Origin of the sequence: Idiomarina sp. T82-3 (assembly GCF_001577655.1) — a bacterium.
GTDB lineage: Bacteria > Pseudomonadota > Gammaproteobacteria > Enterobacterales > Alteromonadaceae > Idiomarina > Idiomarina baltica.
The window spans coordinates 26,585-52,772 of sequence record NZ_LSBQ01000003.1 but is presented as its reverse complement, the minus strand read 5'-3'; the positions used below and the strand labels follow the sequence as shown (position 1 = coordinate 52,772).

Here is a 26,188-nt window from a genome sequence, read left to right as displayed (position 1 = left end):
GCCAACATGCGAAACTTAATTCGCGTTGTATGGATTAGTATTGCGCTGCTGCAAACCAGCCTTGTAATCGCAGCGCCTGAACCGATGCCCCGTGTTGCTGAGTTCACACAATCAATGCAAAAAGCCGAGGGCTTTTTTGATTTCTATCATGATACCAATCGCGGTAAATACTATTTGTATGTGCCCAGCAACCAAGGTTCATTTATCTTCCAGACCAGTTTACCTTGGGGGCTCGGTTCAAATGATGTCGGCCTAGATCGAGGGCAGCTAGGACAAACACAACTTGCCCATTTTACCGTGCAAGGTCAACGGGTTTTGCTGGTTGCCGAAAATACGCAATATCGTGCCGACGATAAAAATCCAGCCGAACACGCCAGTGTCCAACAGGCATTCGCCGATAGCACACTGTTTGGCTTTAACGTGGTTGCCGCAAACGAGAGCGGTGTGCTCGTTGATTACACACCCTTTTTAATGACCGATGTTCATGGTGTGAGTGAGCGTTTGCAACAGACGGGGCAAGGCCAGTACAGCATCGATAATGACCGCTCAGTTGTTTATCCCGCTCGGACTAAAAGCTTCCCGGACAATACCGAGTTCGAGGCAACGGTGACATTCGTCGGCAAGGGCAAGGGACGCTACGTTAATGCCATTTTACCCAATGCTGATGCGCTCACTTTACATTTGCACCACTCATTTATTCGTTTACCGGATGATAACTATCGTCCTCGTCAATTTTCGCCCAACAGTGGCTTTTGGGCGCAAACCTATTACGACTATTCAGCGCCCCTAGGTGAGCCCATTGTTCAGCGCGTTATCCCACGCCACCGTCTAGCAAAAAAAGATCCCATTGCTTCGAGCAGTGAGGCACAACAGCCCATCACATACTACCTTGACCCCGGGGCGCCAGAACCCGTTAAGTCTGCCTTACTTGAGGGCGCGTCATGGTGGGCGCAAGCATTTGCCGCGGCCGGCTATGAAAATGCGTTTCAAGTGAAAATGTTACCGGCCGACGCAGATCCTATGGATGTCCGTTATAATGTGATTCAGTGGGTCCACCGTGCGACCCGCGGTTGGTCTTATGGTTCATCGGTTATCGATCCGCGCACAGGCGAAATTATCAAAGGCCATGTAACGCTCGGTTCGTTACGTGTGCGTCAAGATATGAAAATCGCTGAAGGGCTAATAGGTCCTTTCAATAAAGAAAATAGCGAACAACTAAAAGAAAAAATCGAGCAAATGGCACTGGCACGTATTCGCCAATTAAGCGCCCACGAAGTCGGACACACACTCGGCATTGCCCATAATTTTGCCGCGAGCACTGAAAATCGCGCGTCTGTAATGGACTACCCTCACCCGCTTGTTACGCTGACAACCGAGGGCGTAATCAGTCTCAATGATGCTTATGATACAGGTATTGGCGAGTGGGATAAGCAAGTCATCGCCTATGGTTACAGCGATTTTGGTGGCATGCCCAGTGAGCGCGAGCAACTCGACCGAATTCTCAAAGAGAATCAATCCTTGGGCTTAACGTTTATCTCTGACCGCGACGCTCGCCCTACTGGCGGCGCACATCCTACCGCTCATTTATGGGATAATGGCAGTGATACAGTCACTGAACTCGAGCGGCTCCTCAATGTACGCAAGCAAGTACTTGCTCAGTTTGGTCAACACCAACTCCCCGCGACTGCGGCGCTCAGCGACTTGCAAGAAGTATTTGTTCCTATTTACTTACTCCATCGCTACCAAACTGAAGCTGCGGCTAAATGGTTAGGGGGAGTCAATTATCGATACTATATCAATGACCATTCGCCTAACGATTTTACCGCGGTGAGTCCTGCATCACAGAAACGTGCTCTGAATCTGCTTATCGAGACGACACGTGCTGGCACAGTTCGCGTTCCGAAGCACATTCAGCAATTACTCGTTCCGCTCGCTTATGGTCACCAGGACAACCGTGAGCGCTTTGAGGGGCGCACAGGACTCATTCCAGATCCGGTAAGCATGGCTGCAAGTGCCTCTGGTTTTAGCTTGTCACTGATTTTAAATCCAGAACGACTTAACCGTCTGAGTCAACAACATGCTTTGAACTCTGACGTCCCATCACCTGTTGCGGTGGTCAATCAACTGTTCAGCACATTGATTAACGATTGGCAGTCACAACCCGAGGATCCTGTTAATCAACGTGTCTTAGTTACCGCAGCGAATGCGCTCGTGAACACCATGCAGGATGAAGTTGTCGCCCCTGAAGTTCGCCTTGCGTTACGCAAAGCGACCGTAAGGCTCACCAATAAGCTTAAAGGTCACAGTGTTGTTGAAGCGCTTGCTGAACAGCTCAACAATTACCTCGCCGACGGAGAGTGGCCTACAGGTTATGCGCCCGCGGCACTGCCTCCTGGTTCGCCAATTTAATCACTAAACGGATGAACATAAAAAAACGGCGCATGAAAATGCGCCGTTTTTTTAACTCAGTCATTATTAACTATCGAAGTTAAATTCATCCAGCTCTTCTTTTGTTTTGCCGTGAGGCGTCGGTTGACGGGTCTCTGGATCGATGTGTACAAAGACAATATCATCAGCCGTACAAATATTTTGCTTAGTATGCTTATTACGAACCACACAAGTAATATTCAATGAAGTACGACCGGCTGACTTAACCTGTAAACCAAACTCAACCACATCGCCTTGAAACGCTGAGGTTTCGAAGGTAATAGCGCCAATGTGCTTGGTCACCAAACTCTTAGCACCAAGCTGGCAACTCGCAAAAATATAGGCTTCTTCATCAATCCACTCGAGGATACGACCACCGAATAGAGAACCTGCAAAATTGAGGTCATTGGGCATGACCAAACGGCGAGATAAAAAGCGCATAGCGACTCCTCAACAGTTTAAATTCGTTTCAGAGTCGCTAGTATAACCTATTATTGCTTCAACGTTTGTTGAAAAAAGTTGGCAATTAATTGGTAACGATGAATACGCGTATTCTTACCATTGAGCGAGTGCTTCTTACCCGGGTAATTCATCATTTGGAATGGCTGTGCATTATCCTGCAACTGCTTATAGAGCTTCGTACTGTGCGTAAATAACACGTTGTCATCGGCCATACCGTGATAAATCATCAAGTCACCGCTTAACCCGTCCGTATAAGGAAATACCGACGCTTTCTCATACGCATCACCCTGCTGTGGCATCCCCATATAACGCTCAGTATAATGCGTATCATACAAGCGCCAATCGGTTACCGGTGCACCAGAAACGCCGGCGGCAAAGTAGTCTGACGCCTTAAACATCGCCATTAACGTCATATAGCCACCATAGCTGTGACCGTGAATCCCGATACGTTCAGGATCGACATAATCGAGCGTGCGTAAGAACTCAACACCACGAATTTGATCAGCGATTTCAGGCGTCCCCATATTCTTATAGATCGGTGCCTCAAATGCCTTACCGCGATTGAACGAACCTCGGTTATCGACACTAAATACAACATAGCCTTGCTGAGCCATGTATTGAACTAAGTAATTACCCCAGCCTTTAGTGACGACTTGAGCGCCCGGCCCACCGTAAACATAGACCATGACAGGGTATTGCTTGCTAGAATCAAAATTAGCAGGCTTGGTCAGCTGGTAATAGAGTGTTTGCCCATCTTCAGCTTCCAACGTCCCAAACTCGGGATACAACCAATCACGCCAATACGGCTTTAACGGATGTTGGTCGTCGATTTTGTTTTCTTTTAGCCAAGTCAGACGCTTACCGGTCGGACCATTTAAACTGATCTGCGGCGGCTGTTTATAAGACTCAAAGGTATCCACATACGAGCTTCCGTCGGCCGCAAACTGTATATGGTGCATCCCCTCTTGCTCGGTAATGCGACTCGGTGTCGCAGGTGATGTGGTATTTAGCTGATTGCGATACAAGTGCAGCTCAAGCGGTGACTTCTCGCGTCCAGTAAAATAAAACACCCCGGTTTTTTCATCAATGGCTGCAAGTTCATCGACCTGCCAGTCCCCCGAGGTTAATTGACGAATCAACCCACCATCAACACGATACAGGTAAAGGTGCTTGTAACCGCTGCGCTCTGATGCCCAAATAAAATGCTTGTTGTCATCAAGAAAATAGAGATCGTCGTTTAGATTAACCCAGCTATCGCTCGTTTCAGTTAAAATCACATTGTCGGCCGTATCATTCACATCAACCATATGCAGGTCGAGTCGTTGCTGGTCGCGACTTTGCCACTGATAACTGAAACGTTGACTGTCTTTGAGCCATTTAACACGTGCTAAGTAGCCGTCACCTAATTCGTCGAGTCCAAGCCATTTGATTCCAGATTCAAGATTATCCGCACCACTGAAATCAACATCCACCACACCTAAGTCAATATCAACATTCGGTGTACCAGCAAACGGGTAGCGCTGCTCGATCATATCAATGTGATCAGCATAAATCTCACTCCGTACCGCGATATCAACGGGAGACTCGTCGACCCGTGTTAAGGCAATTTTACGTTCGTTCGGTGACCACCAATATCCGGTCATACGATCGATTTCTTCTTGCGCGACAAACTCTGCCATACCATATTTAATGGTGTCTTTGCCCGAGCGCGTGATTGCCTGTTCGGTACCCGTTTCCAAAGAGTAAACATACAGGTTTTGCTCACGGATATAAGAAACATAATGTCCTTGAGGCGACAACTTTGCGTCGGTTTCAAACGCTTCGGTATGGGTAATTTGGCGTGCCTTGCCAGTTTCAAGTGAATAGTAATAAACATCACCGGCTAACGGAAATAGCAGCGCATCGGACTGTGCTGACCACTGATAACTCACAATGCCGGAGCCACTCAACCTTAAGCGTTCACGACGCGCCTTTTCCTCATCGGATAAGACTTCCTCACCGGCAAACACGTCATCCGCATTCACTAAACGCTGATGCTTTTCGGTGGCTAAATTGTAAGACCAAAGGTCATAATGACTGGCATCATCAGCGCGACCTTTTAAGTAGGTCAAACGTTGACCGTCGGGTGAGAAACGCAGCGCTCGCATCGAGTCGCCGGAAAGTGATGGGGAGCTAAAAATTCGCTCAATAGATAGTTCTTTGCTTTCAACTTGTGGTTGCATCACCACTGAGGCCAGAATCACACTGGCTGATAATAATGAAAAACGCAGCATCATGGGTTCCCTGTTTTTTTTAACAGCGAGAGAATACCAAAGATGCTGCGTAATGTTCAGTCGATGCGTTCAATAAACAATGTTAAAAGGTCACTGACACACCAATTTTAAAGTTACGCCCTGCCATCGGTGCATCATCTTTTAAGAACGAACTATGCACACGACCCAATTGGTTGGTCAGATTCTCGCCCTTCAAATAAACCGTCGCACCATATTGTGCTAGCCAGTTCGGATAAAAGCTCGCGTGTGCATTGAGTAGACCAAAACCATCCGTCTCTGTCTCATTAGCGGCAATTTTATCCTGCGTTAAATAACGCGTATAACCAATCGCGCCGTCCCAATGAGTCGCTTGATAACGCACTTCAGTACCCACACGTTGCGCGGGGATGCGTGGCAAATCGCCACCATCGCGCAATTCCGCACGCGTATAGTCACTGAAACCATGGACCGACCACGCATCCGTTAATCGATAATCGGCCTCTAACTCGTAGCCGTAGAGGTTGACATCGGCTTGAGAAAATTGCACCACCATCAAGCCATCGCCATCATGCGCATGATCATGGGCGGCTTCGCCCGCATGCTCATCATGGTGCTCATCGGTGTGAATCGCGGTGGAGTTAATGCCGGTAAAACGCTCGTAAATAAAGTCATCGACGCGATTGTAGAAAACGTTCGCTTGCACGTGAACGCGGTCGGTTTCAAAGTGATAACCTACATCAATATTGTTGGACGTCTCGAGTTTGATGTCCGTGTTTTCTTGATGCAAATGGTATTCACCATTGCCTTCATCATGCAATTCGTAAAGCGTACCCAGTTCGTAGGTGCGTGTAGCGAAATGTTCACCGTTGGAGAATACCTCAGTCGCGCTAGGCGCACGCTCTGAATGAGAGAGATTCACTGAAAATGAGCTTGCATCATCAATATGATACATGTAGCCCGCCGATAATGAGGTGGCATTAAACGTATTAAGCGCCAGCTCGGTGCTACTAAGATCGGTCCGCTCTTGGCGAATGCCCAAGTCGACATGATGATTGTCTATTTCACGCTCAACCACCCAGAAAACACCTTGGCTCCGACGCTTGGCATCTGGCGTAAAGGCTTCTTCACCACGCGCTGTTTTATCGGCCGAGTCCCACTGAAAACCAATAGCGCCACTCCAGCCTGCAATAGGCGCATGACGCGCGGTCAGTCGAACTTCTTTTTGTTGGTTTTTAAATTGGGTGCCTACGGTGTCGCCCTCAATTTCGCTATGTTGGTAATCAGTCAGCGCAGCGCGCATTTCAATCACCTCGAAACCGCTAAAGGGGTCACGGAGCTCACCGGCAATTTGCCAACGTTTCTGTTCTAAGTCGGCAAAAGGTCCTGCCGCCTCAGCGTGCGCCGGCTCTTCTTCATGCCCAGCTTCGTCATGATGATGATGCTCATGGCCCGGAATTCCATATTCTTGATAAAGACCTTGATAAGAGATACCAAAATAACCGTTATCGAACTGATAAGAAGCACCTACAGTACCGCCTTTCGAATCAACAAAGCTATTTTCGACGTGGTCTAATACTTCGCCTTCATCATTGATAAAGTCAGGTGTATCGTAGTTATCAGACAAACGGCGATGAGCATCGACATAAAGCGCCCAGTCGCCATTACCCACCGTCATATCATATGAACCGCCACGGCCGTTGTTTACACTGTCGTAGTTCACATTAACACTGCCCTCAAGGCCATAGACGGGTGCCGAGGGGATACGTTCGTCGACTACATTCACCACGCCACCAATAGCACCACTACCGTAGAGTAAAGTCGCAGGCCCCCGTAAGACCTCAATTTGTTCCGCGGTGCTGGTTTCGGTCGTTACTGCATGATCGGGGCTACCTCGAGATACATCCCCGGTATCCAAACCATTCTGTGTCACTTTCACTCGCGGTCCACCGAGACCCCGAATAATTGGACTACCAGCGACGGTGGCAAAATGCGTGTTATTAATACCAGGCTCTAGTGCGAGCGTTTCACCCAGACTATGTGCTTGTTTAAGTTTTAATTCGTCACCAGAAATAATATTCACAGGTTGAGCGCTTTCAAGCGGTGTCTTATTCAACGGACTCGCTTGGATCACGATAGTTTCGTCCACCTTATTTGAGCGACTATCTTCTTTCGATTGCTGTTGTGCTTGAGCGAGGGCACTGGCTGGCAAAGCAGCTAACACAGCAAGGGTGATTGCATTTAACGACTTCATAAATATACCTACTCTTATTGTTACTCAGGGAGAGCTCTAACCGGTTAATGTGATAATATAACATTACATGTCTGGTTTACGTTTTGCAACACTCTTGTTTGTTGACGTGGTAGTGATTCTGTATAACGTGGGGTACACTGTGGCTGATGTAACAACGAAGACAACTATGGGAACCTAACTGATGAAAGTAACACGCTTGCTCATCCCCACGCTGTTAGCTGCGTCGCTAGCGGCATGTGGTGGTCAGGATACAACCACTTCTCAAGCACCTGAAGTCAGTGCGCAAAAACAAAACATCAAAGCGCACCTTGAGTTCTTGGCAAGTGACGACCTACGCGGTCGCGAAACAGGAAGTCGTGGTCATGAAATCGCGGCAAAATACATCGCTTCTGAGTTTAAGCAAATGGGCTTACAACCAGCCGGTGACGACGGAACCTATTTCCAACGTATTCCGTTTAGAATTAGTACCTTGGTACCTAACAGTGCGAAAATGTCATACTCAGTTGATGGCGAAACCACTGAGTTCACTTTTGGTAAACAATTTATCACAGGTCCAAGTCACTATAGTCAACGTAGCGAAGTCACTGCACCCTTGGTCTTCGTTGGCTATGGCATGGAAGCGCCTGAATTTGGCTTAGACGATTATGCGGGCCTTGATGTTGAAGGCAAAATCGTGGTTATGCTAACAGGTCGTCCAGCTGATCTACCAAGTGAAGAAGGCGCTCACTTAGCTAACATTAAAGGCGATATCGCGCGTGAAAAAGGGGCTGTCGGTATTATTACCTTGCACACGCCAGAGCGCGAAAAAGTACGCAAGTTTGAAACCAGTGTCTACTACACTAAAACGCCTCGTATGACGTGGATTGGTCCAAACGGTCTGCCACAAGGTGAAGAACAGCAATTAATGGGTTCTGCCTACGTCAATATCGATGCCGCGAAAGCGATGTTTGAAGGTGCTGAGAAACCGCTGGAAGATATCTTTAAGCAGATCGAAGAAGATCCAAACGCTTCACCAAAAGGTTTTGCGCTTAACGGCTCAGTTTCTTTGGCGAAAGAATCTAACCACGAAGAAACCACCAGCCCTAACGTGGCAGCTGTCTTACCGGGGACCGATCCGAAGCTGAAAGACGAGTATGTGGTATACACCGCACACGCAGACCATATCGGCGTTGTTAAAGACTTGAGTAGCGATGACACCATCAATAACGGTTTGATGGATAACGCATCGGGTGTGTCCGTCATGCTAGAAACAGCACGTATGTTTGTCGACTCAGGTCTAGACAACAAACGTTCTATCATGTTCTTGGCAGTAACGGCAGAAGAAAAAGGCCTACTGGGTGCTGATTACTTCGCTAACAACCCAACAGTTCCTCTTAATAGCATCGTCGCTAACGTGAACCTCGATATGCCGGTACTGCTGTATGATTTTGCAGACGTCATTGCGTTTGGTGCATCACACTCAACACTGGGTGATACTGTTTCGAAAGCAGCCGCTAAGTTCAATATTGAGCAAAGCCCTGATCCAATGCCAGAGCAGGCGATCTTTACTCGTTCAGATCACTACACGCTGGTTAAGAAAGGTATCCCTGCGGTATTCTTAATGACCGGATTTACGTCACGCACCGAAGGTGAAGATGGTGGCGAAGTGTGGGGTAAATTCTTCGCTGAAAACTATCACCGTCCAAGTGATGACCTTCACAACTTAGAAGTGAACTACGAATCAGCAACGCGCTTTACTGATATTAACTACGAAATCGGTAAAGAAATCGCTAACGATCCGCAGCGTCCACATTGGTTAAAAGACTCTTACTTCGGTAAGCAGTTTAAAGACTAAAATAGTCGCCTAAATGAAAAGGCCTCGCTAATGCGAGGCCTTTTTTGTGTCTAATAATCGACGAGTTATGCACCCACGCCCAAATAGCGTTTACGTTTGCGCGCTTTTAAACGGTGGATGTCCACTAACACCAAACCGTCGATCGAATCGCTAAAGTCGGGATCCACACCAAACTCTAAGAACTGCACACCCCCAGGCTCGCATAAGTCAGAATACTGCTTATAGAGCGTCGGCACACTCGCCCCCAAGCTACCCAAATACGACTTTAACGCTTTAAAGTCATCATCATAATGATCACCTTTGAGCTCAAAGCCCGGATGTTCGGTCACCCGAAACGCATGATTTGCAATGGCCAAGCGCTGCTGAGCCGGGAAATAATGACGGTAAAACGCCACCAATGCCTGCTTAGCGGGCTCGGGCAAGGTATTGCTAATACTGACCGAACCAAATAGATAACGGTACTCCGGGTGCTGGTTCAGTAGTGCTCCGATCCCCATCCAAAGATACTCCAGGCTCCGTTTCCCCCAATAGCGCGGCTGCACAAACGAACGGCCCAACTCTAATCCCTCAGCAAAAATATCATCCATGCCCCGTTCAAATTGGTAAAAATGACGGCTATAAAGTCCCTTGGGACCCACTTTCTGAATGATTTTTGCACACTCACCGAGTCTATAAGCACCAGCAATTTCCAGGTCTTCTGGATCCCAAACAATAAGGTGCATATAGTATAAGTCATGGTCATCCAAATCGCGGCGTTGCCATGTACCCTCTCCTACCGCACGAAACGCCACTTCTCGCAAACGCCCAATTTCGCGCAGCAATGGTGAACTGCCATCAAAGCGGTAGCAATAAATCGCTTTACCACAAGGCGTGTTACCTAAATGTTCACACGCCTCTATCGCTTGCTTGAGCGCTTGTCTAGGCTCAGGCCGCGCAATCGGTGTCAAGGTCGGCAAGATAGTCGGTTTAGCCGTACCCACACGATACAAGTGCTTCTTAAACAACTTCACTTGCTGTTTCATGGCAAGGTGTTGATGTTGCGTAATGGTCTTATGAGGAATCAACTGACCAATACGACAACTGACCTGTTTGGTTTGCTGGCGAAACATCTCCTTCACCAACAATAGCGTCGCTAACGGCTTGTACACCATTGATGCTGTATAAAATAGTGCCGAGTTGTGTGCTTCTAGGCGGATCGGCAAAATGTCAGATTGAGTCGCCTTAGCTAACTTTAAAAACCCCGCTTGCCACTGTGTATCGCGCACGCCTTGAGGGCGCAATCGAGACACCTCACCCGAAGGAAAAACAATCACCACACCCTCGTCATGTAAGTGCTGATGAATGGCTTTAACATCGTCACGGCTCGTACGCCCGTTAAAAACCCGCACCGGCAACAACATACTCTGCAGTGGCGGCAGTTTCATCAGCAAGTCATTGGCAACGATTTTCACGTCACTACGCACTTCACTGACCATTTTTAATAAGGCGAGACCATCGAGCGAGCCAATCGGGTGGTTGGCAATGATCACCACCCGTCCCGTGGTCGGAATATTATCGAGCTCTGCACTACGGTAAGAGTAAGTAAAGTTGAAGTAGTCGAGAACTTGCTCAACAAAATCAATGCCTTGTAGGTTGGGATAACGCTGACTGAAATCTTTGATATCGCTTTCGTGGAGTAAATTTTTAAGTAGCCAGGTGGTCGGCTTGTAGAGCCAAGGTTTGTTTTCTAGCTTGGGAAGTCGTTCTTTAACAACTTGTTCAACGTTTAACATTACAGGTGCCTCCATGTGCAACATGGTTAGAGGCTAACGTTGAATTGTGACGAATTGATGAACTAATGGACACAAAAAAGGTGGGCTGTAGCCCACCCTCAAACTAACGCGTTAGCGCTTCACACTTAACGTTTCAAGTAATGCGCAGATAAGCAGGTCACAGGCGCAGCGGTGGGCTTACCATGCTGCCAATCGCCTCCCTCAACACCGCTACCAGCGATATCAACATGCACATAGCTGAGCGGTTTATCGCTATCGACACCGTGTGCATCCAATCCCGACACACCGACTAAGAACGCCATTGGGAACTGGTGTCCGCGTGCAGTGGTCGCCGAAGGCCCATTGTTAGAAGATAAAAGGTCATCGCACAGGGTGTGTCCCTTCACAAAATCAAAGTCTTCACGACGTGACCATGAAATCTCTGCTGGATCGCCGTAGACTTCGCCCACATCAAACAGTTGCTGCGCAAGTTGACCACGGCGCGCAGGACCATTCGGTACTAACGCTGTGTATGGCCCTTTTGCTAACGCAGCGTGGCCCGTTAACGTCGCTACAGTGTATAGCTCACTGGGTAAATCACTTGCCGCCGCTTCCTCACGCAAGTGCGAGAGTAAATCGGCCATCACTAGGCGCCCTTCGGCATCGGTGTTACCAATACGTACTCGCTTGCCGCTATGCCCAGTAATGATTTCGTCGGCAACAAAAGCATCTGAGCCGATGCTGTTACGGACCGCCCCAATTTCAGCGATCACATGTAAGTTAGCCGGTTCAAGTTCAGCGACGGTTTTCACAAACCCAGCGACTGCAGCCGCACCACCTTTATCACGACTCATGCCCGCCATGTGTCCACCGACTTTAAGGTCGGCGCCACCGGTATCGTAAACAATCCCTTTACCCGCGAACATCACTTGACGCTCTGGCTGGCTGCCTTTGTATTCTAACCGGATAACACACGGACGATGACGCTCAACACTCACCGATGCACGCCCTACAGCGGCTGCAAGCGGATACTCGTGTTCGAGTTGCTGAAAATCATCGATCACAGTCACTTTAACCGCCGTGTGCGCAAAAGCATTGCGGCAGTACTCGGCAAAACGCGGTGGCGCCATGCGCTCGGGTTCAGTACCAGCTAAGTCGCGTGCCACACGCTTGCCCGCTTCAATCGCCATTGCCCACTCAGCATCTAATGCGCCCACTAAAGTCACATCACGAGTTGGCTCGATTTCATCCTCGCCATGATACTCACGCGCTTCGAGCGGTTGATAAAGCGCTTGGCAGAAGCCTAAATAAGCGGCGAGAAAAGCCTGTTGATAACGTTCGTCTTCAACGTTAACGCCGTTGAGCAAAATGACCGGATGACGTGCGCCTGCATCTTGCGCGATTTTTGCAGCTTTATGCGCTGCATCAAAGACTTGACGAACATCGTCATAGTCACGGTTTAAAGGTCCTGTTGGTGCAACTACCATGCGGTTGCCAGGCACATCATTTGCACTGATAAGCAGTGCCTCTTTACCCACGCGTTGGTCTGTGCCCTGAGCAGCACGAATCGTTTCGCTCAACTGCGTGTTTTCAATATGTGCAAAATGACCGATAACAATCAGTGCATCGGTCTGTTCGTTATCAATGGCTTGCTGAAGTTCATCAACACAATGCAAGGTTGCAAATGCCATAATTTCCTCTCTTTTTTATGAACGTCGCCACTGCGTGCCGTTTGCACCATCTTCAAGCACAATCCCCATCTCAGTAAGACGGTCACGGGCTTCATCGGCAGCGGCCCAATCTTTCTCGGCTCTTGCTTTATTACGCTGGGCAATCAATGCCTCGATCAACGCAACTTCATCATCAGCGCCACCTTGCAGGAAACTCTCCGGTGACTGCTGTAAAAGTCCCAATACATCAGCAAGCTCAACCAGTACATGAGCAAGCTGTGCAGCACGCACAACATCATTATCACGCGCCTTGTTAATTTCACGCACCAATTCAAATAGCACACTCATGGCTTCGGGCGCGTTGAAATCATCATTCATCGCATCGGTAAACTGATTCCAGTAAGGTAAACGCAGATTCTCGTCGGGCTGCTCTGGTGTAAGCCCGCGCAACGCAGTGTAGAGTCGTTCAAGTGCCGCATGCGCCTGCTCTAGGTTATCTTGCGTGTAGTTCAGTTGCGAGCGATAGTGGCTTGATAGCAAGAAGTAGCGCACAGTTTCAGCATCGTACGCGTTTAATACGTCACGTATGGTAAAGAAGTTGCCCAATGACTTCGACATCTTCACGTCATCCACCTTCACCATACCACTATGCATCCAATAATTTACATAGTTGGTTTGATTCGCACAGCAGCTTTGTGCAATTTCATTTTCATGGTGTGGAAACGTTAAATCCGACCCACCACCGTGAATATCAAAGGTTTCACCTAAGTGTGCCTTATTCATCGCTGAGCATTCAATGTGCCAACCTGGACGTCCCTCACCCCAAGGTGAATCCCAGCTCGGCTCGCCCGCCTTCGCCTTTTTCCATAACACAAAGTCCAGCGGGTCCAGTTTGCTGGCTTCCACGTCAACACGCGCGCCTGCCTGCAACTGTTCCAAGTTTTGGCGGCTTAAACGACCGTAATCGTCAAAGGTTGATACATCAAACAACACATCGCCATTGTCTGCTTGATAAGCGTAGCCTTGTGTTATCAACGATTCAATCATACGAATAATGTCATCCATATGTTGTGTAACGCGCGGCTCAACATCGGGTTCCAGCAAATTTAAGGCGGCAAAGTCACGATGCATCTCATCAATATAACGTTGGGTCAATGCATCAAAAGGCTCACCGTTTTCAGCTGCTCGCTTAATAATTTTGTCATCCAAATCGGTAATATTGCGAACATAAGTCACGTCGTAACCAATTTTTCTTAAATAACGGACCACCACGTCAAATGCTACATAGGTGCGTGCATGACCAATATGACACAAATCGTATGTGGTCACGCCACACACGTACATACCCACACGGCCTGCTTCTCTTGGTGTAAAGGTTTCTTTCTCGCGGGTCAGGGTATTAAACAGTGTCAGTGCCATAGTATCTCCGTAATTTGGCTTTAGTCGACAAAACGAACAAACCGATTCAGTTTTTATGATTCAACCACTAATGATACCACTGAACGGTCGGCTCTGGTACACTAGCGACCGATTAGTCGTAGTATTAAGGAACCCAAAATGCAGGTTGTTTTACATACCAATTATGGTGACATCACCTTAGCCATGCACACTGAGACCGCACCTAAAACGGTCGAAAATTTTCTTCAGTATGCACGCGACGGTTTTTATGAAAACACGCTATTTCATCGTGTTATCGATAACTTCATGGTGCAAGGTGGCGGTTTTGAGCCCGGCATGTCGCAAAAAGACACCCGTGGCACCATCGAAAACGAAGCCAAAACAGCAAAGCCGAACCTGACTGGTACGGTCGCAATGGCACGCACCCCGGATCCACATTCAGCCTCGTCACAGTTCTTTATCAATGTGAACGACAACCACTTCCTTAATTTCCAAAACGAAACACCTAACGGCTTTGGTTATTGTGTATTTGCTGAAGTGGTTGAAGGCATGGACGTAGTTAACAATATCAAAGGTGTCAAAACTTCAACGGCTGGCTTCCACGCCGACGTTCCAGTTGAAGACGTCGTTATTACAAGCGTTACCGTCCAAGAGGACGCATGACCACAGCGTTTATTGCTGACCTTCATTTGAGCCCTGAACGCCCGGATATCACCGCGGCGTTCGAGGCTTTTTGTGAGCGCAATGCCTGTCTAGATAAACTCTATATCCTCGGTGATCTGTTTGAGGCTTGGTTAGGTGACGACGACCCCAGTGAGTTTGCTGTGCACATTAAGTCGTTGCTCAAACAACTGGTAGACCACGGTGTGCAAGTGTATTTTATGCCAGGCAACCGCGACTTTATGCTGGGTAAAAAATTCGCACGGGAAGTGGGACTGACGCTGCTCAAAGATGAAACGGTTATCGAGCTCAATGGTGTACGCACGTTGTTGATGCACGGTGACACGCTCTGTACGGCGGATCAAAGTTACTTACGCTACCGCGCCGTCATTCAACACCCTATCACGCGATTTTTACTGGCACGTTTACCGCTTAAAACGCGCATGAGCATTGCCAAGAAACTGCGCGCCAATTCGGGGACTCAACGAGCGCTGTCCCATCAACGTTTGCAGCAGATGGATGCTCAGCACGCTGCTGTCGTTAAAGCGATGAATAATCACCAAGTTCAACAGCTTATTCATGGTCATACACACCGCGCGGCAATACACTGTTTTGAACTCGCACCCGAACGTCCTGCCAAACGTATTGTGCTGGGCGACTGGTACGACGCACAAAAAATTCAGCAACAAAACACGTACGTCGGTATTTATATGGCATAAAAAAAGAGCCCGCAGGCTCTTTTTTTATGATTCAACGCTTCCGTCGCATCGCCATCAAGACATAAAGCGAGGACCAAAGCCATTAGTCCAAAGAATCGCCGTTGCAACCATCAAAATGACCATTAAGATAAGACCGGCGGTTACAACCGAACTTGCGTATAGAAAGCCGCGTTCTTCAGGAATATGCATGAGAACGGGAATGCCCGCATACAAAAGATATACCGAATAGCCCACGCCCGCTAAAAAGACCAACGAAACGAACCATAGCTCTGGATAAAGCGCGGCAACACCGGACATAATGACGGGTGTCGCCGTATACGCGGCGAGCTCAAGCGACTGCGTAAAGCTCGGATCCGCACCAAAGGTTTTTGCCATCCAAAAGACTAAATAAGCTAATGCAAACGCTGCTGCGAGAATGCCAACATACATCGCGACAGCAAGCATCACACCGCTGCTTTGCGTCAGTGATATCGACTCGCGTGCACCGATGCTCCATCCCACGTGGACTGAGGAATAATAAGCTGCTAAGCACGGCAGTAGTGCAACAAACAATAAGTGTGTGAATGAGTGACTCAAGCTCTCATGACGTGCATCGATTGTTTTCCACTCTTCCATTGGGTGAGCATACAAGCCCCAAATATGATTAAGTAACATAATCGCTTCCCCTTGTGTTAAGGCGTTGGCCTCGAAAACGCACCATACCTTGTTGTTATTGTCGGCTAACTTTTCATTGTTAAGGCCACTTATAAGACCGTCTGATATGGCTAAAAATTCAACGCTTTACACTAATATCAAGAACATTTCTCATACTGTCAAGAGTACACCCGCATTTTTTAATACGTTTTCTTAACAAAAACCGATTTAACGCATGTTGTGGTTTTCGTTTTTCATCTAAGCACGTAAAATAACACCTTTATTCAGAAGCGAAGTATAGCCTTTAACATGTCTCACATGAGTCCCGATATCGCCCAGTTACTCGAACCGATTCACGCTTTCCTGCCTTGCGCCACACCGCAAGCATGGATAGAAAAAGCAAAGGCGCCTGAACAACTCCCTGTGCTACTGCGTGATCACATGGTGTGCGAGTTGAAAGCCGCCCAAAGCGCTATGCTATTAATCCGCCGCTACGCGGTTGATGAAGCCAGTGGTCAAGCGCTATTGGCATGGCTTAAACCTTATGAAGACTACACCTATCGTCTTGTAGGTGACTGGCGAGCACTGGCTGACCATAACAAACTCAATAAGCGTATGGTGCCAAAATCAGACCGTCCATACAGTCAGGAGTTGATCGACAAAATGGTCATGTTGATCAAGGAGGAGTTGCATCATTTTTACCAAGTATTGGAGATAGCACAGGAACTGGGCATCGAATACGACAAGCTTACTTCGAGTCGTTATGCGCGTGGCCTGCTGACACACGTACGGACATACGAACCTGCCGCACTGATCGATAAGTTAATTTGTGGTGCCTACATCGAAGCGCGTTCCTGCGAGCGCTTTGCCGCCATCGCACCCCACGTAGACGAGCGCTTAGGGCAGTTCTATATTTCACTGTTGCGTTCTGAAGCACGTCATTATCAAGACTATCTAACCTTGGCACAGCAAATTGCCGGTGAGGATATCAGTGAGCGAATTGCTTTCTTCGCAAATATTGAGGCGGAATTAATAAAGTCGCCGGATGGCGACTTTAAGTTTCATAGTGGTATGCCCGTTTAATCGATTCAAATGAACCGGATTGTCGCGCCTAAGGCGCGACCTACAGTTCTTCCAATTTTTTGCCAGCTTCTTTGTCGTAGAAGACTTCTTCGTCGAAGTCGCCTTCCGACTTAGCAACCACACAACTGACCATGGCATCGCCGGTCACATTGACTGCGGTACGAGTCATATCCAATAAGCGGTCGACACCGATGATTAAGCCGATCCCCTCGACGGGCAGACCCACCTGCTGTAAAACCATCGCGAGCATGATTAAGCCGACCCCAGGCACCCCCGCCGTACCCACTGATGCGAGTGTTGCGGTGAGAATCACCATGAGATAGTCAGCGACTGACAGATCCAGTCCATACACTTGGGCGATGAATACCGTCGCCACGCCCTGCATGATGGCAGTGCCATCCATATTAATGGTTGCTCCAAGCGGCACGGTAAACGAACCGACAGAGTTACTCACGCCTAAACGCTTAGTCACGGTTTCAAGCGTAATCGGCATGGTCGCGTTACTACTGGCAGTGCTAAAACCAAAGAGTTGTGCATCACGCATTTTCCGAATAAAGATGCCCGGTTTAACACGCGCCAGCACGCCTAATAAGAATGGATGAATAATAAACCCATGAATCAGTAACACGATGAGCACTAAGAAGAAGTACTTCGCCAGACTGGATATCATGCCCAGTCCGGTTTCGGTGAAGAGCTTAGCCATCAAAGCGAAAACACCATAAGGCGCAATGCTCATCAAAATCACCACTAGCTTCATGATGACTTCATTAAAGTCCTCAAACAGGCCCTTGATGCGCTCCCCAGGCTTCCCTACCAATGCCATCGCGATACCCAGTAATAAGGCAAACACGATAATCTGCAGCATATTGCCTTCTGCCATCGCAGTAATTGGGTTATCCGGGAATAGATCAATAATCACTTGCGACAACGAAGGCGCCTCAGAGGGCTCAAAGGTCGCGTCACTTGCACGTTCGACACCACTACCGGGTTGAATCAAAATCGCCGAGAAAATAGCAATCGAAATCGCAATAGCGGTGGTTATTAAATACATACCGACCGCTTTACCGCCTAAACGTCCCAATTTGCTTGGATCACTTAACGAGCACGTGCCCACTACCAAGGACACCAACACAAGTGGTACCACTAGCATCTTCAATGATGTGATAAATATTTGACCAATGACATTAAACAAACCATTGGTCAAATAACTATCGACCCATGCCGAATCACCTGCAAAATAGCGTAGCGCCATACCCAGCACGATACCTGCCACCATACCGATGACAATGCGGGTCGTCAGACTTAATTTTTTATTATCGCTCATAAGCGTCCTTGTTGTTATCTATCGGACTAAAAAAACCGCCATAGCCTAGCAGAAAAGCAAATCAAGGGGTAGTTACCATGCGTTAAACGCACAGCAACTGCCGAGTGGTTACACGTCGCTGCGTGTAAACGAAGATTTCAGCGTATTGACCAACGTCGCGGCGCCTTTTGCAAAACGTTCGCTGAGCGGTTTCTTAATACTGTATTCCACTTTAAGAATACGGTGTGTGTCCAATTGCTTCAACATCCACGCATCGCTGGTAATCACCTCATCAACCAGACCCAATTCAAGCGCTTCAGTACCTGTCCAAACTTCTCCCGTGGCCACTTTTTCTATATCTAATTCAGGACGGTGACGCTGGACATGCTCTTTGAACTGGTGATGGATCGACTCTAAGTCTTGCTTGAATTTACGACGTCCTTCTTCGGTGTTCTCACCCAGTACCGTTAATGTTCGCTTATATTCACCAGCCGTGATCTGCTCAATGTCGATATCATGATTTTTAAGCCACTTGTTGACATTCGGTAGTTGCGCAACCACACCAATCGAACCGATGAACGCAAACGGCGCCGATAGAATGTTATTGCCCACACAGGCCATCATATAACCACCGCTAGCAGCGACTTTATCAACCGCGATAGTCACCTTTAAACCATGGTCAATCAGTCGTTGTAGCTGTGCAGCCCCCAAACCGTAGCCGTGGACAACACCACCACCGCTCTCTAAGCGAACAAGCACTTCATCCTGATCAGTCGCGATACTAACGATCGCATTTACTTCACGCTTGAGGCTATCAACTTCTTTGGCATCAACCGAGCCTTTAAAGTCAATAACAAACAGTTTTGACTGCGGACTGTGCTCGCCTTTACGGGCCTTCTTCAGCGCTTTTTGTGCTTTTTTCTGCGCCTTACCGTCAAGAAGCTCAATACGCAAGCTATCTCGCATTTCATTAAGTTCTTTCGACACGTCAGTGACATCAAGCTCACCCTTACCGCGCTTTTGCTTTTGTGCAGTCTGTGCCACAACACCTAAAATAATTACAAGTGCGACAACGATGACACCTGCTTTTATAATAAAGCCACCAATATCGGCGAGAAACTCCATAACTTCTCCTATTTCCAAAACAAAAGGCCAGCAAAGTTGCTGGCCTTTATTATACGCAAATGTCTGCGTTCAGTTTAGTCGACTCATTACCAGTCGCTTACTGTACCACTTCTTCGTTGGTTACAGGAAGTTGTAACATTCCCGAACCAAACCAGCTGAAGATCTGCGTTTGCATTTCTTGCGTTGAAGCAGGTGAAGCAGATGGGTCAACAATTGAACCATGAGTCGCCTCTGGGAAACGAACCGCGCCGGATACAGGCGTTCCATCGCTTGAAGTCACTGTCGCTGATACACTCGGCAAGCCCATCAAACGAATCAGTGGCTCAGTACCTGCTAACGGCTTACCAGCTACATTATTCGGAATTACGCTATCACCGACCGCCTCAATCAGGTGAACAGGTGAGTCATTCGCGACAACCGCTGCTGAGTAGTTGATCGGATCCGCAGAATCCAATACCGACTGCGCTGCAAAAGCAAACTGTTCAAAGGTTGAGTTAATCTGCGCCAATTGAGCTTCAGAGGCTTGCGCAATAAAGCCATCATAAACTTGCGCTAATAATGCGTCGAAGCCTTCGCCGCCAGGAATAATACCCGCCTGCTCTGCTTGAGCGTTTACCGCAGCGGCAAACTCTTCGCTACCTGAGTAAAGCAACTGGCTCTTAATTGTTTTCTCAAACGCCGGAGATGCAAGCAAGAAGTTAGCAACACTGCCACCTGGCATAGCCAGTGAGGTGGCTTGTACAGCAAATTGACCATTCAGTGCGCTGAGAGGCGACTGTTCAGGGAACGGTGTATTAGTGATACCCGTAAAGCCAACACCAGCGATAGCACCTAGCGAGTGACCAACGAAGAACACTTTTTGACCGTTTATCTGCGCGCCATCGCTTGCTTGGAAATAATTCAAGCTGACACGAAGACCCATCAAATCAGCAATCGACTGACGAACGTTGTCACGAGCCGCTAATAAGTTAGACAGATTCATGTACGCAGTCACGTTGTCCGATGCATTGATTTCATCGGTACCATCATTGTTCAAATCAAAGCCACGGTCACCATGTAACGGATGATCAATCGCTACCGTCGCGAAACCGGCAGCAGCTAGCGAACCGGCGATACCCGCTGCGTTCGACTTATTACCTGTAATACCGTGTTGGAAGATGACCACAGGCCAACCGCCCGCTGGCACCCCATCAAGCGTTGGCATACCGCGTGCCTGACGAATTTGATTAACAACGGCGAGGTCTGGAATAGTCACAAATGCCGGTACATCAACATCATCTTGCTTTTCTGGTACGGGGTTAAACTTAGTTAAGTGGCGCTCTTCATCAACCCCAGGGAAATCAAAGCAAGCGTTGGGTGGCAACAACAAACTGGGATCTTCAATAGCGCCGGCTGGAATGCCCGCACCAGCGGGGTCAATCACACCCTGTTGAATCGCACCTAAAATTGAAGCGGGGCTATCGCACTGCGCGCGCCAGCGTCCATTAACGGGTGCCTGAGGATTCGATTGAGAAGGCAGTGGCGAGTAGTAAGGTAATGTAACCTGACCACCGTAAACGCGCGCAGCTGCAGCAATTTGTAGGGTTTGCGGATCAGTCACACCGTTCCCTTGCAATACCTGAGCAAGCGAAACGCTCTGATTTTGCGCAACCAACGCAGGTGGATTCTGTGCTGCGATTTGTTGTGCAAGCAACTGTTTAGTGACGTTTAGCACGTCCCCAACGGATTGAGTGGTGAAGTTCGACGTATAAATAACGCCGTCGGTATCGACACCATATTGACCAAGCGCGCCTTCGTAGCTATTGATCAGACGTTGCAGTGACACTGCCGACGCATCACCAGACACCGGGTTCTCGTCAGCATTACGCTTCATCAGCGTATAGGTCTGTGAGGCTTTTACATCACGACCTAAAGAATCTTGGATATTATTTGTTAACGCGACAATGTAACCGGTTTTAGGCTTCAGTGGACGCAATGGAACAATAGCCACGGTATTGCTATCAACGGCTTTTACGGTAAAGTCGGTGCCGTGTTCAAGCTCCCCAACAACGGCACATGCCGCCGCAGGGCTTGCCGCCGCACAAGCTTCTGATACTGCGCTTCCACCCTGCACCGTTTCAAAAATACGAATGGAACCCTGCGCTTCCAAACTAGCAGGCGTCACAGTGACAGAATCGCCGTTTTCGTCAACCGGCAAAGAAAAATCAAACGTGAGTGTTGAGTGAGTGCCCCAACCATCGAGACCATTTAAAGCAACTTGCGGATTACTGATGTCGGATGGATCGGCAACTGGAATGTTCAAGGTGCCGTCAACTGTACCACTCAATAGGATATTTGTTGGTACAGGGATAACACTGTTAGACGGATCAAAAGCGACACGCGTCGCTGCGACACTGACTTCTTGTTCAGAAACCGGTGCACTGTCACCGCTACCACAGCCGACAAGTGCTAAGGCACTGCCTATCGCCAATGGGAGTAATAATTTTTTCATGTGGATTCCCCAGTCCTTTTTTGCATTATTGTTATTCGCTTTCAGCTTAACGATTTTTATACACCTGTATGAATCAATATGAAAGGTTTTTTCCAGAAATTCTATTCGTTTGCTGAGAAGTTACTCGAATATACGTACAATAGCTTAACGATCTACAAACAGTCCAATGGAATCAAGTAAATATGCAAATCAAAACGGTACACGACTATCAGGCGCCGGCTGATCTACTGGCGAACAAAACGATATTGGTCACAGGTGCAGGTGAAGGTATTGGTCGCCAGGCCGCATTAAGTTTTGCCCAACATGGGGCGACTGTCATTCTACTAGGCCGCACCACCGCCAAGCTTGAAGCTGTCTACGACGAAATTGAAGCCGCCGGTTATGCGCAGGCCGCGATTGTGCCGCTCGATTTGAAAGGAGCTACCGCACAACACTATAAAGACATGGCGTCTACCATCGAACAGCAGTTTGGCCATCTCGACGGCGTGTTGCACAACGCAGGTATTCTTTCGATTCTGTCACCCTTTACTCATATTGACGAAAACGATTGGAATGACGCGCTGCAAATCAATGTCACCGGCCCAATGCTAATGACTCAGGCGTTAATGCCGGTATTAGAAAAAGCACCATTTGCGTCAGTGGTATTTACGTCATCGGGTGTAGGTCGTAAAGGTCGCGCTTATTGGGGCAGCTATGCGGTATCAAAGTTTGCGACTGAAGGCTTAGCACAGGTGATAGCGGATGAATATGAAACCACATCGGTACGCACCAACGTCATAAATCCCGGAGCGACCCGTACAAAGATGCGCTCTAAAGCGTATCCGGCTGAAGATCCAAAAACGTTAAAGACAGCGTTAGATATTATGCCAACTTATTTGTATCTCATGGGCGATGATAGTAAAAATGAGAATAATCTGTGCTTTGACGCACAGTAATGCAACCTGAGGTTAGTATGATTGCTTCGATAGCCAAGAAATCAATGTTGCCCTTCGCCTTTGTTACTACGACCGTTTTCGCGCAGTCTAATGCGCCGGAGCCGCCCAAAGTTGAAGTCGTCACATCGATTAAATCGCAACAATGGATAGGCATCAGCCCGATAAGTCGCAACACGATTTGGGTATCCGGAGTCGATGGCCGTGTCGCCCGTTCAACTGATGCGGGCTTCAGTTGGGACTACTCACAACCGGGCCCCGGCGATTTGCAGTTTCGTGATATTGAAGCCATCGACGACCGACGTGCTTACGCGCTCAGCATCGGTGACAATGGTCAGTCGCGTATCTACTTCACGGAAAATGGTGGTGCCGATTGGCGCCTACGTTATGGTGCCGCTAACGATACATTTTTAAACTGCATGGCTATTTCACCGCAGGGCGAAGCTTGGGTTACCGGGGACAGCGTAGGAGATGAATGGCGGATGGTACGCAGTCCAAGTGGCCGCAACTGGATCAAAACCAACAGCGCAGTGAGCGCAAAACCGCAAAGTAACGAGGGTGGCTTTGCCTCAAGCGGCAGTTGTGTGCGTTATCACAACGATACTTGGATGATCGGGACGGGCAATGCCGATGTGGCAAGAGTGCTCATTAAAGCCCGTTTTGGTATTCGTTTTGATGTTATCGAGACGCCGATGCAATCAGGACCTGGCGCTGGCATTTTTGCAGTATATCCCGAAAGTAAAGATAACTTTTATATCGCTGGTGGGCATCTGCAAGCAGAGCAAAATGACCAGCCTCGCTTGTGGCATTATCAGTCAGGAAAGTTTACTGCTTTACCAGAGCCGCCGTTAGACGGGACGTTATACAGCCTTGATAAGGTCGACCATAACGGAGAGTGGTTACTCACATCAAACCCCTCGGGCGCTGCCGCATTTCATCTACAAAGTAAAACATGGCATAAACTCAGCGATGCCAACATTTGGAACATCCAGTGTCACGGTGATGCCGCATGTTGGCTCGCGGGTAAAGAAGGCTACATTGCTAAACTGGTGTGGAAGCCAGCGCAAGCCCCCCAGACAAATGTTGTACCTTAGTAAAACCTAATCGCGTAAGCGCATCGGCCATCACGCCGCTGCGCTGACCTGAGCGGCAAACACATACTAAAGGCGACGATTTTAGCTGCGGATGCTCATGAATAAACTGAATCGCTTCGGTGAGTGGAACATTAACGACGCTCGCGTGCGCCGGTAAGTCATCGACAACGTGCTCTTGCCGTTCACGTACATCAATAATCGTGATGTCATCTCGTTCCCATAACGCTTGGGTATCCTCAACTATACTCGCCGCACCGCTTTGCATTGACTTTGCTAACACCAATTGATGCTCGCCATCTTTGCGCGGACACACCAAAGTCGTATCGCTAATACAATGCTGAATATCACGGATAGCTTGATGTGCACCTAAGAACGCAAAATCAACACGCAAACTCTCAGCGGCTTTGACGGGCTCACTCAGTAAAAATGTCGGCAATTCATCACCGAGTTTAAATAAACGTCGTTGACCGACCGACAAGCAACCCTGAACACCGCAGTCACACTCCGCCGGCACCGCGTCGCATCCTGCAATGGCATGTTCAGGCCAACCCCACATATCGGTGTTCGGCTCAGCACCGATCAACATCGCCCGGAGCATCGATGCTGCTTGTTGAACATCGCTATCATCAGAGCTAACCAATACACCTTGTACATCATAGTTCTGACACCGTACAAGATTTTCTAACCGGCCCGCTAAGGCGGGATGCGGATCAATAATAGCCACTTCTCGGGCTTCTCGATCAATCAATACATAACAACAATGATCGTCATACTTCAATTGAACCACACCGTCCAATTGCGCATCGTGATCATTATTGGTATCTGCCACGATCAAACAGGACTGTTGAAGCGCTTGAGCAACCAATTGAATACGCTCACACGCCTTATCAACGGTTGCTTGAGTTGTCGCTGGGCCAAATGACATGCGAATCGCAGATTCACTCTGCCAATCACTTAACCCCATCGCATCTAACACAAAACTGCGCGTCACTTTCGAGCTACACGCGGAGCCAGAGCTCACTCGGATATGACTGGCATCCAAGACATCCATAATATCTTTAGATGAAACACCTTTTACCGAAAAATTAAGGGTTGTCGGTACCGACACCGAAAAGTCATGGTTAAATACAATACTCGGGAAAGCTTGTCGCAAAGTACGCGCTAATTGCTCTCGATAGTGCTCCAGCGTTGTCGGATCAACAAACGTGGTTTGCGTCGGGTCCAGCATCAATTCAAACAGTGCATGAAGCGCCGCGATACCAGGCAAGTTTTCTGTACCCGAGCGATAACCTGACTCCTGACCACCACCGATAATAAGCGGTGTAAACGGCGCACTTTCGCGCACCGCCATGAAACCGATACCTTTTGGGCCATACAGTTTATGTCCGCTAAATGGCGCATAGTCTATCGAGATATCGTCGAGCGCAAGGGGTAACTTACCGAGCGCCTGTACGCAATCGACCATCCAAGGAACTTCGGGCGCATGAGTTCGAATAGTCTGCTCAAGTGCGCTCAGATCCTGCTTTACACCGGTTTCATTATTAGCCGCCATGGTGCATATCATTGCAGCCTGTCCAACATGTTCCGCAATAAATTCATGGTCAAGAATACCCTGCTCATTCACAGGTATCGCTTTCAGCTCGGCATTAAGACCGAGCAACTGGTTCCAATGTTGCAGCGCCTGCGGCACGGCTTTATGTTCGGTAGCGCCATACAGGAGGTAACTACGTGGCGATTGTGGGTTATCGACAGCCGCTCGAATCGCCGATACGACGGCCGTTTGAATACCCTCTGTTGCACCACTCGTAAAAATCAGTTTACCAGAAGATGCGCCGACGACACGACGGGCAAGCTGACGAGTTGTATCGAGGATATAGCGCGCTTTGAGGCCGGTCACATGGCTGCTGCTGGGGTTGCCAAATATCGTCTCCATCGTATGCGACACCGCATCCGCAATTTGCGGAAGTACAGGAGTGGTGGCATTGCAATCGAGATAAATTTCTTTACTGTCGCTATTTAGTGCAAACGGTTTCACTGAGAGCCCTCCTTCGAAACAACAAGGGCGCTTGCCGCGCCCCTAATCACATAATGTTATAACGATAT

General features: G+C 48.5%; 18 protein-coding genes. 7 read left to right on the top strand and 11 right to left on the bottom strand.

What is annotated here, in order from left to right; translation table 11 throughout:
* Nucleotides 1-6 precede the first annotated feature (6 nt).
* The gene (locus AWU56_RS02555; RefSeq protein WP_286681693.1) at nucleotides 7-2,409 is read left to right on the top strand and encodes a zinc-dependent metalloprotease; all 2,403 of its coding nucleotides are present in this window, start codon (nucleotides 7-9) and stop codon (nucleotides 2,407-2,409) included.
* A 66-nt stretch (nucleotides 2,410-2,475) separates the two neighbouring features.
* Here AWU56_RS02555 and AWU56_RS02550 read toward each other — a convergent pair whose 3' ends face one another.
* The 3 genes from AWU56_RS02550 to AWU56_RS02540 form a co-directional block, all read right to left on the bottom strand.
* On the bottom strand, nucleotides 2,476-2,868 hold the full coding sequence (locus AWU56_RS02550; protein ID WP_006955104.1) for an acyl-CoA thioesterase: 393 nt from the start codon (nucleotides 2,866-2,868) through the stop codon (nucleotides 2,476-2,478).
* A 50-nt stretch (nucleotides 2,869-2,918) separates the two neighbouring features.
* Nucleotides 2,919-5,165: a S9 family peptidase gene (locus AWU56_RS02545; RefSeq protein WP_083773235.1), complete on the bottom strand. Its 2,247-nt coding sequence runs from the start codon at nucleotides 5,163-5,165 to the stop codon at nucleotides 2,919-2,921.
* 79 nt (nucleotides 5,166-5,244) lie between these two features.
* Complete coding sequence (locus AWU56_RS02540) at nucleotides 5,245-7,392, bottom strand: TonB-dependent receptor (RefSeq protein ID WP_286681692.1); 2,148 nt, start codon at nucleotides 7,390-7,392, stop codon at nucleotides 5,245-5,247.
* Nucleotides 7,393-7,573: 181 nt separating this feature from the next.
* Here AWU56_RS02540 and AWU56_RS02535 point away from each other — a divergent pair, with 181 nt between their 5' ends.
* The gene (locus tag AWU56_RS02535) at nucleotides 7,574-9,226 is read left to right on the top strand and encodes a M28 family metallopeptidase (RefSeq protein WP_286681691.1); all 1,653 of its coding nucleotides are present in this window, start codon (nucleotides 7,574-7,576) and stop codon (nucleotides 9,224-9,226) included.
* A 65-nt stretch (nucleotides 9,227-9,291) separates the two neighbouring features.
* On the opposite strand, the gene olsF is transcribed toward AWU56_RS02535, so the two are convergent.
* The 3 genes from olsF to cysS form a co-directional block, all read right to left on the bottom strand.
* A complete protein-coding gene (gene olsF, locus AWU56_RS02530; protein ID WP_006955096.1) occupies nucleotides 9,292-10,998 on the bottom strand; it encodes a bifunctional ornithine lipid synthase OlsF in 1,707 nt (568 codons plus the stop codon).
* 125 nt (nucleotides 10,999-11,123) lie between these two features.
* On the bottom strand, nucleotides 11,124-12,668 hold the full coding sequence (locus AWU56_RS02525) for a M17 family metallopeptidase (RefSeq protein WP_006955097.1): 1,545 nt from the start codon (nucleotides 12,666-12,668) through the stop codon (nucleotides 11,124-11,126).
* Between the two features lie 15 nt (nucleotides 12,669-12,683).
* Nucleotides 12,684-14,066, bottom strand: a complete 1,383-nt coding sequence (gene cysS, locus AWU56_RS02520) for a cysteine--tRNA ligase (RefSeq protein ID WP_286681690.1) — start codon at nucleotides 14,064-14,066, stop codon at nucleotides 12,684-12,686.
* A gap of 138 nt (nucleotides 14,067-14,204) precedes the next feature.
* Between cysS and AWU56_RS02515 the strand changes: the two genes are divergently transcribed.
* Both AWU56_RS02515 and AWU56_RS02510 read left to right on the top strand, forming a co-directional pair.
* The gene (locus AWU56_RS02515; RefSeq protein ID WP_006955099.1) at nucleotides 14,205-14,708 is read left to right on the top strand and encodes a peptidylprolyl isomerase; all 504 of its coding nucleotides are present in this window, start codon (nucleotides 14,205-14,207) and stop codon (nucleotides 14,706-14,708) included.
* On the top strand, nucleotides 14,705-15,424 hold the full coding sequence (locus tag AWU56_RS02510) for a UDP-2,3-diacylglucosamine diphosphatase (RefSeq protein WP_286681689.1): 720 nt from the start codon (nucleotides 14,705-14,707) through the stop codon (nucleotides 15,422-15,424). Before AWU56_RS02515 ends, AWU56_RS02510 begins: the two co-directional genes overlap by 4 nt.
* 54 nt (nucleotides 15,425-15,478) lie before the next feature.
* Here the strand turns inward: AWU56_RS02510 and AWU56_RS02505 are convergent, their stop codons facing one another.
* The gene (locus tag AWU56_RS02505; RefSeq protein WP_272977290.1) at nucleotides 15,479-16,078 is read right to left on the bottom strand and encodes a Yip1 family protein; all 600 of its coding nucleotides are present in this window, start codon (nucleotides 16,076-16,078) and stop codon (nucleotides 15,479-15,481) included.
* 297 nt (nucleotides 16,079-16,375) lie between these two features.
* Between AWU56_RS02505 and miaE the strand changes: the two genes are divergently transcribed.
* On the top strand, nucleotides 16,376-17,140 hold the full coding sequence (miaE, locus tag AWU56_RS02500; protein ID WP_286681688.1) for a tRNA isopentenyl-2-thiomethyl-A-37 hydroxylase MiaE: 765 nt from the start codon (nucleotides 16,376-16,378) through the stop codon (nucleotides 17,138-17,140).
* Nucleotides 17,141-17,180: 40 nt separating this feature from the next.
* Here miaE and AWU56_RS02495 read toward each other — a convergent pair whose 3' ends face one another.
* From AWU56_RS02495 to AWU56_RS02485, 3 genes are all read right to left on the bottom strand, one after another.
* On the bottom strand, nucleotides 17,181-18,464 hold the full coding sequence (locus AWU56_RS02495; RefSeq protein WP_006955091.1) for a dicarboxylate/amino acid:cation symporter: 1,284 nt from the start codon (nucleotides 18,462-18,464) through the stop codon (nucleotides 17,181-17,183).
* Between the two features lie 108 nt (nucleotides 18,465-18,572).
* Nucleotides 18,573-19,568: a protease SohB gene (sohB, locus tag AWU56_RS02490; protein WP_272977292.1), complete on the bottom strand. Its 996-nt coding sequence runs from the start codon at nucleotides 19,566-19,568 to the stop codon at nucleotides 18,573-18,575.
* Between the two features lie 97 nt (nucleotides 19,569-19,665).
* Nucleotides 19,666-22,059: a VolA/Pla-1 family phospholipase gene (locus tag AWU56_RS02485; RefSeq protein WP_286681687.1), complete on the bottom strand. Its 2,394-nt coding sequence runs from the start codon at nucleotides 22,057-22,059 to the stop codon at nucleotides 19,666-19,668.
* Between the two features lie 182 nt (nucleotides 22,060-22,241).
* Between AWU56_RS02485 and AWU56_RS02480 the strand changes: the two genes are divergently transcribed.
* Nucleotides 22,242-22,994 carry a YciK family oxidoreductase gene (locus AWU56_RS02480; protein ID WP_006955088.1) on the top strand — a complete coding sequence of 251 codons (753 nt, stop codon included), beginning with the start codon at nucleotides 22,242-22,244 and terminating at the stop codon, nucleotides 22,992-22,994.
* Nucleotides 22,994-24,085 (top strand): WD40/YVTN/BNR-like repeat-containing protein, encoded by a 1,092-nt coding sequence (locus tag AWU56_RS02475; RefSeq protein ID WP_286681686.1) that lies wholly within the window; start codon nucleotides 22,994-22,996, stop codon nucleotides 24,083-24,085. The genes AWU56_RS02480 and AWU56_RS02475 overlap by 1 nt, the downstream gene beginning before the upstream one ends.
* Here AWU56_RS02475 and AWU56_RS02470 read toward each other — a convergent pair.
* The gene (locus AWU56_RS02470; protein ID WP_286681685.1) at nucleotides 24,033-26,120 is read right to left on the bottom strand and encodes an aminotransferase class V-fold PLP-dependent enzyme; all 2,088 of its coding nucleotides are present in this window, start codon (nucleotides 26,118-26,120) and stop codon (nucleotides 24,033-24,035) included. The genes AWU56_RS02475 and AWU56_RS02470 overlap by 53 nt on opposite strands.
* Between the last annotated feature and the right edge of the window lie 68 nt (nucleotides 26,121-26,188).